At 63.1% G+C, this 13,150-nt stretch carries 10 protein-coding genes and 1 riboswitch; of the genes, 1 reads left to right on the plus strand and 9 read right to left on the minus strand.

From position 1 onward, the window contains the following. Positions 1-98: 98 nt before the first annotated feature. Entirely contained in the window at positions 99-479 is a 381-nt protein-coding gene (locus PSEMAI1_RS0111645; protein ID WP_024303044.1) for a flagellar protein FlaG, read from the minus strand. A gap of 379 nt (positions 480-858) precedes the next feature. Here PSEMAI1_RS0111645 and PSEMAI1_RS0111650 point away from each other — a divergent pair, with 379 nt between their 5' ends. Further along, positions 859-1,527 carry a response regulator transcription factor gene (locus tag PSEMAI1_RS0111650; protein WP_024303045.1) on the plus strand — a complete coding sequence of 223 codons (669 nt, stop codon included), beginning with the start codon at positions 859-861 and terminating at the stop codon, positions 1,525-1,527. A 150-nt stretch (positions 1,528-1,677) separates the two neighbouring features. Here PSEMAI1_RS0111650 and bluB read toward each other — a convergent pair whose 3' ends face one another. The 8 genes from bluB to sbnA form a co-directional block, all read right to left on the minus strand. Further along, the gene (gene bluB / locus PSEMAI1_RS0111655) at positions 1,678-2,463 is read right to left on the minus strand and encodes a 5,6-dimethylbenzimidazole synthase (protein WP_051460216.1); all 786 of its coding nucleotides are present in this window, start codon (positions 2,461-2,463) and stop codon (positions 1,678-1,680) included. A gap of 44 nt (positions 2,464-2,507) precedes the next feature. After that, positions 2,508-2,695, minus strand: a riboswitch (cobalamin riboswitch). 25 nt (positions 2,696-2,720) lie between these two features. Continuing rightward, positions 2,721-3,461, minus strand: a complete 741-nt coding sequence (locus PSEMAI1_RS0111660; protein WP_024303047.1) for a 4'-phosphopantetheinyl transferase superfamily protein — start codon at positions 3,459-3,461, stop codon at positions 2,721-2,723. Between the two features lie 29 nt (positions 3,462-3,490). Next, entirely contained in the window at positions 3,491-4,507 is a 1,017-nt protein-coding gene (locus PSEMAI1_RS0111665) for a hydroxyacid dehydrogenase (protein ID WP_024303048.1), read from the minus strand. A gap of 26 nt (positions 4,508-4,533) precedes the next feature. After that, positions 4,534-5,556 carry a TauD/TfdA family dioxygenase gene (locus PSEMAI1_RS0111670; protein WP_029770673.1) on the minus strand — a complete coding sequence of 341 codons (1,023 nt, stop codon included), beginning with the start codon at positions 5,554-5,556 and terminating at the stop codon, positions 4,534-4,536. A gap of 63 nt (positions 5,557-5,619) precedes the next feature. Then, complete coding sequence (locus tag PSEMAI1_RS0111675; RefSeq protein WP_024303050.1) at positions 5,620-8,115, minus strand: amino acid adenylation domain-containing protein; 2,496 nt, start codon at positions 8,113-8,115, stop codon at positions 5,620-5,622. A 1-nt stretch (position 8,116) separates the two neighbouring features. Further along, positions 8,117-10,594, minus strand: coding sequence for a Pls/PosA family non-ribosomal peptide synthetase (locus tag PSEMAI1_RS0111680; protein ID WP_024303051.1), 2,478 nt, complete (start codon positions 10,592-10,594; stop codon positions 8,117-8,119). Further along, positions 10,591-11,604 (minus strand): 2,3-diaminopropionate biosynthesis protein SbnB, encoded by a 1,014-nt coding sequence (gene sbnB, locus PSEMAI1_RS0111685; protein WP_024303052.1) that lies wholly within the window; start codon positions 11,602-11,604, stop codon positions 10,591-10,593. Before sbnB ends, PSEMAI1_RS0111680 begins: the two co-directional genes overlap by 4 nt. Before the next feature lie 11 nt (positions 11,605-11,615). Beyond that, positions 11,616-12,653, minus strand: coding sequence for a 2,3-diaminopropionate biosynthesis protein SbnA (sbnA, locus tag PSEMAI1_RS0111690; protein WP_024303053.1), 1,038 nt, complete (start codon positions 12,651-12,653; stop codon positions 11,616-11,618). Positions 12,654-13,150 lie beyond the last annotated feature (497 nt).

Here is a 13,150-nt window from a genome sequence, read left to right on the forward strand (position 1 = left end):
GTGTTCCTGACAAAAGAAGCAAAAGCATGCCGGGCACAGTCACAAGGCCAACAGATAAATGCGTTTGTCATTATTTTTTGCCATGTTCAACAGATTAATCATGCAACATCGTGCAGCAATCCCCCGATCGCCACGCTCATTGCAGCTACCATCGTGAGCATGGCCTGGCTGGAATATTCTTTTAAAATTTGACCGGAGCCAGTATCCCGCAGCCTGACAACGACTTGATTCGGATAGCGCTGCACTTCGAATACCAGGTCGACCGAATGCCTTCTCAACAAATCGTTGGCCAATGAGATGGAAGCATCGAGATGTCCTTCGGTGACCACCGTTTCGGGTGACACCAGCTCGTTGCCCCCCCCAGCGTGATGCTCCATCGAAGAAGTTGTCATGGCCATGCGGTCACTTGTTTTGAGTGCCATGACGGACAATGATGCGGCGGCTAGCAGAGTAGGCGAGTTGATTGTCAGTGCTTCCATTGCCGATCCTTCATTACCGGTCACTGAGTCGCCTCACATGCACATCAAGTGACAGGATCAGTAGACTTGCAAACCATTCGGCCGACCAAACGTTGTCCGCATCGGGGATGCTTCAACATCGTCCTCCGCGGCGATCTATGCTCAGAACCCGGCATCGCATGCCATTTGGGCAAACCATGGAAAAGCATAAGTTGTAATGCCGGTAAAGAAAATTCGTTAATTCCCATAGATGACTAAGTAAAATTACTTATCTGAGGATAACGACGACAAGAAACCTCATTGATTTCGTTGCATTTGAGTAGACTGATGAATAAGAATTCGATGTTCTACAGCACATCTCCACTTAAGACACCCAGGGATGCAAGCAAAAGGAGGAATAATGCAATATGGACAGACTGTCTTTGTCGTCGATGACGATGATTTTTTCAGAAATGCCTTACAAAGAATCTTCCGCTCGGCCGGCTTCCAGGTAGAGACTTTTGCCAGTGCCGAGCTCTTTCTGGAGGGCTACAAGCCCTGCGAGGAATCCTGTCTCATCCTCGACTTACGCATGCCTGAGGTGGGCGGCCTCGAATTGCTGAAGTGCTTGCAGCAGCGGCAAATCGATCTGCCAGTCATCGTCTATACTGGCAACGCAGATGTTCAAGTGGCTGTTCGCGCCATGCAGGAAGGGGCTTTCACCCTCATAGAGAAGCCGTTGAGCAGCGAACTTCTGATCGAGCAAGCCCGTGCAGCTATCACCAGCTCCCGTTTCAAACGTGCACGCCAAGCCAAGGTAGCCAAGGCGCGGGAAAGCCTTGCTTTGCTTACTGAGCGCGAAACACAAGTGGCAAAATGTCTCGCTGAAGGGCTTTCAGCAGCGGAAACGGCAAGCTGTCTGGGGATCAGCGCACGAACAGTAGAAGTCCACCGGGCCAATCTTTTTCGCAAACTACAGATAAAGTCCAGCGCTGTTCTCGCCCAACTGGTACTTTTAGCAGAACAGAACGACATCGCTGCAGACAACTTTGTTGATAAAGCAAGCCATCTAAACAAGCTGTTGAAATAAAGCGTATTTCTATCCCGCCCCCGGGAGCTGGCCAAGGCCCCTGCCTCTGTCCAAAACGGCGCGGGAATAGGCCCGCGCTGTTTTGGGGCGTGTCCGAATTTTTGTGTAAACGGGTCTTCGTTTAACTTAAGGACGGTTCGTTCTTCGAACTCAATAAAGAGGATCAGGCATGGTTACCGGCTGGCGCTCGGTGGCATTTACCGCTGCCTGTGCTGCCGCCTGGTCGCGCATCAACTGCCGGATGAGGGGTTGCTGCTTATCGCTGTGCCCCCACTGGTCGAAATACACCAACTCTTCAATGGGCAGACGTGGCAGCCAACCCGCGGCCTCGAGTTCCGGCTTGCTGTAGAAGTGGCTGACATAGCCGACGCAAAGATAAGCAATCGGGGTGATGCCCTTGGGAATGCCGAGAGCCGCCTGCAATGCAGCCTGGTTGAAAATGCTCACCCACCCCACGCCCAATCCCTCGGCGCGCGCCGCCAGCCAGAGGTTCTGCACGGCGCAGACGCTGCTGTAGAGATCCATGGTCATCATGTGTGTGCGGCCCACCACTACCGGGCCGGTGCGCTTGCGGTCGCAGGTGATGCAGATGCCGACGGGCGACTCCAGGATGCCTTCGAGCTTGAGCTTCTTGTAGGTGGCTCGCTTGTCATCTTCGAACATCTCCGCCGCTTCGGCGTGAGCTTCGGCAAAGGCGGCGTGCACCCTGCGCTTGACCTCATCCGACCGCACCACCAGAAAATTCCACGGTTGCATGAATCCGACGGAAGGCGCGTAGTGTGCCGCGGTGATGATACGGCTCAACACTTCGTCCGGCACGGCCTTGGGCAGAAACTGGCCACGCACGTCGCGGCGCGAAAAGATGGTTTGATAGACGGCTGCACGATCATCGGCAGTGAAGGCGTGAATGTCCTGACTGGCTTGTTCCATTTTCATAGCAATTCCCCTTGCGTGAAAAGATGGCGCCTTGCCTGGCCTTGCAATGCGCGAATTTTTCAGGCCGGTCTTCTGACTCGGATTCAACTGCTGCCAGCGCCTTCCCGGCGTTCACCAGTGGCTTGTTGCTGGAGCATCCTCCATACAGCGTTGGGCACGTGGCGGCATTGCACCGCCTTCCCGATTCTCCCCGCGCCTTGCGGCGCCGGGCACCTGAAAGCGCCGATGATCAGCGAGAGCTGATGGCATTGTCAAAATTAAGTTACCGCACCGCAGCCTTGACCCATTTCCCAACGCCATTGCCTCAAGCGCCAGCCGCTCCCCTCGATGGCCAGCGCCCCGATATAGCCCGGAGCTGGCAATAGCGTATAGAGCGACCAAGGCCTTGCCGGCGCGCTATCGTCCGAAGCGATATAAAGCTCGGCAGGAGGCTGCGCCGGATCGGTCGTCAACGGCACGGAAAAACCATCCAACGGCTGGGTGAGGCCGTCGCCGCAGGCTTTCAGGCAAGCCTCCTTCTTTGTCCAGCACGCGAGAAAGGCGTCGGCGTAAAGCGGATCCGGGAGCCCACTCAATTGGTCGACTTCAGCCGCCGAGAAGAAGAGTTGTGCGATGTCCGCGTAATCGGATTGCGCCCGGAGGTATTCGACATCGACGCCGATGTTGGCGCCGGCGGCGATGGCGATCAGGGCAAGGCCGGCCGAGTGGGAGAGATTGAAGGTAAGCCGGCCGCCCCACTCCGGCCCGAGGTCGGGCTTGCCGCAGGCGTTGTACACATAGCCGATTCGGTCAGGCGGGACCTGAAGATAGCGTCCCAGGAGTTCACGCAGCACGCCATGCGCGGCAACAAAACGCCGTTGATCGCGCGGGAAGCGAAAACGTGCGCTTCGCTTGCGCTCCTCGACAGAGAGCGTCGCGTAGAGGTGCGCCGACGTTCCGGGCGGAACATCCAGGTCGGCGCACCAGACATGCACTTCGTGGGGCGGTGGGGGAAACATTCCGGACTCCGGCGTCGGGCCGCCGCCCGCTACAGCCGCTCCAGCAGGATCTGGGCGATCTCCATGCCGATGCGAGCCTGGGCTTCCTGTGTCGAGCCCCCCACGTGGGGCGTGCAGACGACACGGGGATGACGGGTGAGCCGCATGTCGGTGGGCGGCTCCTCGGCGAAGACGTCGAGGGCGGCCCCGCGGACCTTGCCCGATTCGAGGGCGTCGAGGAGCGCCTCCTCGTCCACCACGCCGCCGCGCGCGCAATTGATCAGCAGCACGCCGTCCTTCATCAGCGCGATTTCCTCCCAGCCGATCGCTGCGCGACCGTCCGCACTTGGCGGGGTGTGAATCGAAACGAAGTCGGCCCGGGGCAGGAGCGCCTCGAGGGAGAGCAGTTCGAGTCCCTCGAAGCAGCCCGCCGGTTCGGGGGCCTTGTCGGCGCCGACGACGGTCATGCCGAGGGCCGAGGCGCAGCGCCCCAAGGTTCCCCCGATCCGGCCCACCCCGATGATGCCGAGCGTCTTGCCCATGAGCTCGATCCCGTCGGAGAACTCCTTCTTCGACCATTTTCCCGACTTCAAGGCGGCGTCGGCCTGCGGAATGCGCCGCGCGAGGGCGAAAAGCAGGCCCATGGCCAGTTCGGCCACCGAGACGGTCGAGGCCTTGGGTGTATTGAGTACCGCGATCTTCCGGGACGCGGCAGCGGCAAGATCGATGTTGTCGGTGCCGACCCCGGCGCGGACGATCATCCGTAGCCGCCGTGCGGCCTCGATCTGCTGTGCGCCGAGCCGGGTAGCGGATCGGACGACGACGGCATCGTAATCGCCGATCTGATCCTCCAGCGCCGCAGACGAGATGCCAATCCACTCGTCCACCTGGAGCCCTCCCGCGCGCATCCGCTCGATGGCCACGGCAGGGATAGCGTCACAGACCAGGACGCGGGCCCGCTCCACCCTCGCCCCGGTGCCCGTGTCCGATCGTCCGCCCCGCCCCTCGACGGGCTCCCATATCGCCTGTTCGTCCTGCATGACGGTCTCGTATTTCCCTTCTGACATGACGAGCTCCTTTGCCTTGAGGGCGGTCAACCGCCCATCACCTCGATCGTCGGCGAGCAGTCCGCCACGTTCACCGCGTCGGCCATGCCGACCAATACCTCGCGCAGCCCCTCGAAGCTCTCACGGGCGTGCGCGGTGCGGATGTTGTCCACCAGCATCATGTCGCCGGCCTGCCACGGATCGCCAACGGTATTCGCCGTGTAGGTCTCGTTGATCAACTGCACGATGTCCGGGCCGATCGGGTCGCCGTTCCCAAAGAAGGTATTGAACGGCAACCCGTCCTCGCCGTAGACGTCCACGAGGTAGTCGCGCACCTCCGGGTCTATCGTCCACTGGTTGAGGAAGGCAACCTGGTTGAACCAGCAGCGCCGGCCGGTATGCGGATGCCGCACCACGGCGCTGCGGCGCTGCCAGGTGCGCAAGGCGCCGTCGGGCTGCCACTCGAACCGGATCGCCTTCGCCCGGCAGTAGCTCTCGACGGCGTGGCGGTCGTCGCTGCCGAAGGCCTCGGCGATCGTGGCCCCGATCTCGTCGTTGTAGTTGCGGATCAGCAGCCACCCTAGCCGCTCGAAGCGTTCGACCAGCTCGGCGGACAGCGCTTGCAGCACAGCCGTCTCGTCGGCCACCGGGGTCGCACCGCCGGCGGATGGCGCCGTGAGACAGGCGAACAGCATCAGGGAGGGGAATTCGAGCGCATAGCTGAGTTCGTGATGCATGCACATGGGCTGGCTGGGCGGCCACTTCGACGAGGAATAGAGGCCCTCGGCGTAGCGCTGCCGGGTGGCGAAGGCCTCCCGCTCGATCATCGGGCTGCCTAGCCGCCGAAAGACGGCTTCGATCCCGGCCACGTCGCGCAAGCCGAGGCCGCGCACGAGCAGCGCACCGTGTTCGACGACGGCGGCTCGCAGCGCGTCGCGGTGCTCGGCGACCCAGCGGCTGGCATCCCCGGCGGCGTCCACCCGCAACAGCGGCGGCTTGCCGGGGCGCACCTCCACATTGAGCGACGCGGTCGGCGGTGAAGACAGTGAGGTCGCAAAGAGTGATGACATATTGTTTTATCTCCTTCAGTAACGACTGTCCGAAAGGCGAGCGTTCAGGAGCCGCTCGCGGCCCTATACGGCGCGCGTGTCGACGTGGCGGGCCAGGTCGGCGAGAACCGGGTGATCGGCCAGGTCCTTCACGGACACCGCACGGTTCAACTTGATCGCCAGCCTCAGCGCCGACAGCGAGGTGCCGCCGAGTTCGAAGAAATGCGCCCTCCGGCCGATCTGGTCCGGCGGGATGCCGAGAATCTCCGCCCAGGCGCCCGCCAGCCGTTGCTCGGTCGGCGTGCTAGCGCGCTCGTCATCGCGTTTGGCCATGTCGAGCTCTCCGGCGAGGGCGGCCAGGGCCTTCCGGTTGATCTTGCCGTTGTCCGTCAACGGCAGCGCTCTCTGCCAATGGAACGCCGACGGAACCATGTAGTGGGGCAGCGACTCACTGAGCTGCTCCTGCAGCGCGTCGGCATCGAGCGGCTGCTCGCCGGAATAGAAGGCCACCAGCTGTTTGCCGCGGTCGGCCCGCTCGGCGACCACGACCGCGCCGTCGCGCACGCCCGGCAAGCACAGCAGCCTGTTCTCGATCTCGCCCAGCTCGATCCGGAAGCCCCGGATCTTGACCTGGGAATCCCGGCGGCCGAGGAACTCCAGCTTGCCTTCGGGCAGCCAGCGGCCAAAGTCGCCGCTGCGGTACAGCCGCTGCCCCGGACGGTGCGGATCGGCCATGAAGGCGCGTTGCGTGCGCTCGGGATCGTTGACGTAGCCACGGCCGACGCAGATTCCGGAGAAGACGATCTCGCCGGGCGCGCCGAGCGGCACCGGCGACAGTTGCTCATCGACGACGTAGACATGCGCATTGTTGACCGCGCGGCCGAGCGGAACGCGCTCGCGGCTGGGCACGCCGTCCATGACCTCATGATTGGTGTCGTCGGAGGTCTCGGTCAGTCCATACACATTCACCAGCCTGATCCCGGGCAGGGCCGCGAACCAGCGCTGCGTCAGCTCCTTCTTCAGCGCCTCGCCGGTGACCGCCACGTAGCGCAGGTCCGGCAGCTCGCGCGGCTGCTGCTCCAGATAGGTCAGGACGACTTCGAGGTAGGACGGCACGACCTGCAGCACGTTGACCCTGGCGTCGACGATCTTGTCGACAAAGCGCTTGGCGTCCAGGATCACCTCCTGCTCGACCAGCAGGGTCCGTCCGCCGACCAGCAGCGCGGACACCAGTTGCCACAGCGAGATATCGAAGCACTGGGGCGCCGTCTGGGCCACCACGGTGCCTTCGCCTATCTTCAGGTCGTCGACCTTGGCGAACAGGTGGTTGACCATGCCCGCGTGCTCGCACATCGCCCCCTTCGGCTCGCCGGTCGAGCCGGAAGTGAAGTAGATGTAGGCGAGCTGGCCGGGCGCGACCTCGACGCCGAGATCGCCGTCGGGAAAGCCCTCTTCGCAGGCCACGTCAATGAACAGCCGCTGGATGCCAGACAGCGAGGCGAGCGCCTGATCAAGCATGGCGGTGCTGCCGCGTTCGGTCAGCACCAGCCGGCAGTCCGCCCGCGTGAGCGTCCGCGCGATGCGCTCGGCCGGGAAATGCGGCTCGATGGGCAAGTACGCCCCACCGGCCTTGAAGATCGCGAGCACGGCGGTCATCCAGTCCAGGTTGCGCTCGGTCACCACGGCGACGACGCCTTCGCGGCCCAGCCCATGCGCCAACAGCATCCGGGCCAGCTGGTTGGCGCGCGCGTTGAGCTGACGATACGTGAGCTGGCTGTCGCCGTGCACGGCCGCGACGGCGTCCGGGCGCGCCCGCACTTGCTCCTCGAACAGCTCGTGCACCCGCTGGTCCGGCAGCTTGCGTTGCGGCCCGGCGAGCCCGTACAACTGGAAATGCAGTTCGTCGGCGGACAGCAGACTCTGCCGGGCATGCTCGGCGTCCGGCCCGGCCACGATCGAGGCCAGCGCGGTGAGGTGATAGCCGGCGATCCTCGCGGCGCATTCGTCGTCCAGCACGTCCGTCCGGTAACGTAGCCGTAACACGCCCCCCTCGCCTTGCACGAAGGCGACCCGCAGCACGATGCCCTCGGCAAGGTCGCCGCCGCCATCCGTGGCCAGTTCGAACACGGTTTCGAACAAGGGCTCGGTGAGGCCGAGCTCATGCCTGAGATCGTCGACCGGAAAATCCCTGTGCAATTGCAGTTTCGACTCGGCACGCGCGGTGTGCAGCAGCACCTCGTGCCACGAGCCAGGTTCGATCGTGAGCCGCAACGGCAACGGCTGAGCGGCCTCTACGGCGTAGCCGGTGGTCACCTCGCGCTCGCCGGAGAGCGCGCCGAGCACCTTGGCGTGCGCGGTCAACAGCACCGAGCTGAGCGGCACCGACAGTTCATTCGCCAAGCGGCGCAGCGCCGCCATGAGTTCGTCGGGAATCGTCGCCTCGTGCTCACCGACGCTGGGCTCCGGATGAAGGGTCCAGCGCGGAAGCGCGGTGAATCCCCCGGCAAGCAGGACATCGCGCCAGAATTCCCTGCCGCGCCGGGTCGTGCTGCCACCTTTTTGCAATGCGGTATCGTTCATCTCAGATCTCCCTGGCCGGGTTCCCGCCCCAGCGCGCCCCGGGTGGAACCGTCTCTCCCTTCATGAGGAAGGAGTCCGCGGCAAGCGCCGAGCCGTCACCCATCGTCACGCCGTAGTGCACGAAGGCGCCGACCCCAAGCGTGCAGCCGGCGCCGAGCTCGGTATAACCAGACTTGTAGGTCCCGTCCTCCTGGGAGTCGCACTGGATCTTGCTGCGGTGATTGAGCACGCACTCATCCCCGACGGTAGTCAGGACCGGCTCGGAGATGTGGGTGCCGTCGTCGAACACCCGCTTGCCCATCCGGACACCGATCAGCCGCCAGAGCAGGCTCTTGAACGGCGTGCCGTCGAAGATGTGGAGGAAGTTGATTGGATGCAGCTTCCAGTTGCGCTCCACCCACCAGAAACCCGGATCGTAGATGGAGCAGATGGGCGGCGGCGGCGGGCCGAGCGCTTCGAAGGCGCGCTCCACCAGGGCGTAGTAGATCGCGGCGACAACCGCGCTGAGCGCGAACAGCATCGCCATGATCACGTGGGCAAACACGTCGTAGAACAGCGTGACGGCAGCCAGGTCGATGAGCACGATCAGGAAGACACCCAGCCAGCGCGTGCACAGGAAGATGCCGATGGTCCGCAGGTTGAACCGGTTCTTGGCGGCCAGGCCGCGACGCAACGCCTCGCCCGTCCGCAGATGGTCGAACCGGCTGTCGCGCTCGACGGAGCGCGGAATCTCGAACGGCGGCGAGCCCAGCAAGCCCACCCCTTCGCGCACCTTGCCATCGAGCGGCACCATCACCTTGATCGCGAGCAGGCAGTTCTCGCCCGTCCGCCCGCCCGCAGGATAGGTGACGTAGTTGCCGATGAAGTTGCGGGGCCCGATCGCCGTCCGGGACACCCGGAACGACGTGCTCGAGACCTCGTCGTTGATCAGGTACAGACCGTCGGCAACCATCGTTCCGCTGCCCACGGACGTGAGCAAGGGGTTGGTGGTAATCACCTCGCTGCCGAAATTCGACCCTGTCTGCACGACGGGAGACAGGTGATAGCCGATCCAGCTCAAGAAGTGGACGATGTAGGAGCTGTCGCCGAACAGCACCGGGAAGAACCTCAGCCTGCCCAGCCCCGCGATGACGCGATGCACCGCATAGTGGAAGCCATAGAGCGGATAGACCGTGTCCGGCTTGATGAACAGGTTCAAGACCCGAGGGACCGTGCCCACGACCAGCAGGCCAACCAGCAGCGCACCGAAGAAGAGGATGACCGAGAACACCAGTGACTCGACCAGGAGCCCCTGCATCGTCAAGGTCCCGGCCCGGGTTTGCAGACCCGGGACCAGCGTCTCGACCACCGATGCTACCGCGAGGAACAGCAGGCCGAGCCCCCCCTCCAGCAGCGGTGCGAGCACGAAGAAGATGCCAAGCAGGGCGGAGACGGCATAGACGGTACGGCGCAGCCTGCCACAGCGGGCCGGTGCCACTCGCACGTAGTTCGTCTCCGTGCGCTGCGCCGGCGATCCGTGCCAGCGTTCGCCGGCCGGCACCGACTGGCCACTGTGCAAGGACGAGGCGTAGCCGAGCTGCGCCCCGTCGCCCATCGCCGTGTCGATGTCGAGCACGGCCATTTCACCGACGAAGGCGTTCCGGCCGAGCGTCACCGGCCCGATCTCGATCCGGCCTGCTTGGGCGCGGTAGCCGAGGAACATCGCGTCCCGGCGGATCACCGTTCCTGCTCCTATCGTGAGCAGGTCGGTGCACACGGGGATGTGCCGCGAGAGGATCACGACCCCTGGCCCGATTTTCGCGCCCAGCACCCTCAGATAGTGGTTGTACAGGGGCGAGCCGACGCACAAATAGATGCCGGGGTTCGACCAGATCAGGGACTTGACGACCCAGAAGCGGACGTACCCAAGGCTCCAGAGCCGGATCTGCTGCGGCTTCCAGCGGCCGATCAACAGCCACTTCACCGCGATCGGAAGCACGCTCACGATGAGGAAAGCCACGCTGCCGAACAGGGCCAGGCGCAGCACCTTCTCGACGCCCACCGCGTCGGCCACCAGCCACTGATAGCCCTCGATGGCGGCGAGCACGCCGAGGTAGGAATACCCGAGATAGAACAGCGCTTGCAGCGCCCCGCACAGGAGATGTTCGTGCGCGCTGGTCGGCGTCGGCTGCTCCAACGCTGCCGCCGTCGGCGGCTTGGCGGCGGCAGGCACGACGTCCGCGAGCGCCGCCGCCAGGCTTCTGATCGTCGGATGCGCGTAGACGTCCTTCATCGATACCGACGGCAGATCGCCGCGCTTCCTCAGCCGCGCGCAGAAATGCGCCATCACCAGGGAATCGGCCCCCAGCTCCTGGAAAAAGTTGCTATCGGCCGGCACGCTGTCGACCCCCATGACACCGGCCAGCACCTCGGCGAGGATGCTCTCGGTGCTGGTGGCGGCGCTGCTGCGCGCATCCGCCATCGTCGTTGCGGCCTTCATCGTACAACCTCGTAGAAGAAATCGGACAGGCTCAGATCCTGGCCGGCGGCAACCGCCTGGTCGTACACCCACTTGCCGACCGCCAGGTCGAGTATCCCCATGCCGAAAGGAGAGAAAATGATCGGACGACGGCGATCGACCGAGCGGCGCCCCTGCATGACCTCGGCCAGCGTGCCCGTCACGAAATCCCTGTTTCCGGTCTTCTGCTCGGCCAGATGGGGGGAGGTATTGGCCTTCATGACGTGTTCGACGTCGTCGACCACGTTCTGCGAACTCAGGAGGATTTCAGGGGCGAGATCACGCAGCGAAATATGCAGCACCAGCGGGTTGTGCCCGAACAGGGCGGCATCGGCGATGTGGGGCTCGGAGGCGACGGTGGTGAACACGATCAGATCGCAGGCCCTGACCAGGCCCTCCACGTCGGGCACCGCCATGACCTTGCGGTGCCGCTCGGGATGGCACGCGCTCTTCATGAACTTCTCGCTCTCGAGCGGCGAGCGGTCATGCAAGCGCACCTCGTCGATCTCCCACCCCGTGTCGAGCAGGAACTCGTAGACGTAGCGGGCGATGAAGCCGGTGCCCACGATGCCCAGCGACTGCGCCCGGCGCGATTGCCCGTTCAGCCAGTAGGCGGCCAGAACCGCCGAGGCGGCGGTACGCGAGGCCGAGATGATCGAGCTCTCGAGGATGGCGAAGGGGTAGCCGGTGTCGTAGCTGTTGAGGACGAGCACGGCCGAGGCGCGGGGAAAGCCGCGCTGGACGTTGCCGGGGAAGCTCGCGATCCACTTCAAGCCGGCCACGTCGAAGCCGTCCCCGAGATAGGCCGGCAGCGCGATGATCCGGCAATCGGGCTTCTCGGGAAAACGCAGGAAATAGCTATCCGGGTTGACGGAGTGCCCCTCGGCGTGGGCGAGGTACGCGCCCCGGACGATGTCGATGCACTCGCCCCGCTGGGCGCGGATGATGTCGGAAACGGTCTTGCCATTGATGATCGACAGCTTGAATTCCATGGCTTTCTCCTCTACTCGAGCCTGGCCACCCACGCGGGGTCGTACACCGTGTCGAGGTATGGCGTGCCGCGGTCCGCGCACAGGAACAGCACGGTGGGCCGCTTGGACTCGGTCATCTGCGGCGCCAGCCGTTTGACCGCCGCGTAGGCCGTCCCGCTGGACCCGCCCACGAACAGGCCGTGGGTCATGAGGAGTTCCCGGCACGCTTCGACGGTTTCGCGCTCGGGGATCAAGACAACGTCGTCGATCAAGGCCTCCGCCACCAACGGCGGGACGATGCTCGACCCGATGCCGGGAATATGACGCTTGTGCGGCGCTCCACCGAAGATGACGGAGCCTTCGCTATCGACGGCGATGACCTGGATCTTCGGGAAGTGCTCCTTGAGCCGGCGCGACACGCCGGCGATCGTTCCCGCCGTGCTGACGGCGATGAAGACATAATCGAGCGAGTCGAAATCGGCGCAGATCTCGCCTGCCGTGAGCTCGTAGTGCGCCTCCAGGGCGTCCGGGTTGCCGTACTGGTTTGTCCAGTAGGCGTTGGGAATCGTGGCGCACAGGTGCTTCACCATCGCCAGACGGGTCTTGAGGAACCCGCCGGTGTCGTCACGCTCCTCGACCTTCACCACGGTGGGACAGATGCGCCGGAGGAAGGACTCGTAAGTGCCGGAGATGTTGGGGTCGATCACCGGAATAAAGCGCAGGCCAATCAAGTGCGTGAAGGCGGCAAGTGCGTTGGCAAAGTTGCCGGAGGAAGACTCGATCACCGTCGTTTCTTCGCCGATTTCGCCTCGCTCGGCCGCCCGTTTGAGGATCCAGTAGGCGGAGCGGTCCTTGATGCTCCCGATGGGGTTCACATACTCGATTTTGGCAAAGAGATTCATCCCCTCCATATGCAATGGCACATTCGGGGTGGGTCGCAGGGTCCGTCGAAGCATGTCCAAGCGTGTGGCGAGACGCGACGCCAACGGCTGCTCCAGGCCGATAGCCGAGTCACTTTTTGGTCCCGTTTCCCTGCTCCTCGTGAGCACCTGACTTGATGATGAATGCATAACCAGACTCCTTATGGCAAGACTGCACAAACAAGGAGTACCGCGGCGTCGCCGATGGTGTCGAAGTGGAGGGCGGACGGTGTATAGGCACAGCTTTCCCCTAAGCTGTGAAGCAGCCCTGATACACCATTGAGTAACCGCTAATTGTTGATGCCGAGATGGGCCTCCTCGAAAATAGAGGAGGCCCATTCAGTTATTGAACGAGCCTTCGGCCCCACCATTGCACGTACAGACGGTAGCGTCTCCATTGAGCGGCTTTGGTGGACTTGGATTAGTTATATTCAGTGCGACCAATACTAGCAATATCAAGTTCCCTCGCTCTCCATAATAGGGACAAAGGCCCAACCATAATGGTGACAATGGTCCCACCCATATGGTGACAAAGACCCCTGATATCCCACAGGATTTAGAACCGTGACCTGCCACCCCTAACAACAGAGCCTCAATAAGGGCGACGGACATGCCATAGAAATTCAGTCATAATGAAGGTACGACAT

This window comes from Pseudogulbenkiania sp. MAI-1, assembly GCF_000527175.1.
In the GTDB taxonomy this organism is placed as follows: Bacteria; Pseudomonadota; Gammaproteobacteria; order Burkholderiales; family Chromobacteriaceae; genus Pseudogulbenkiania.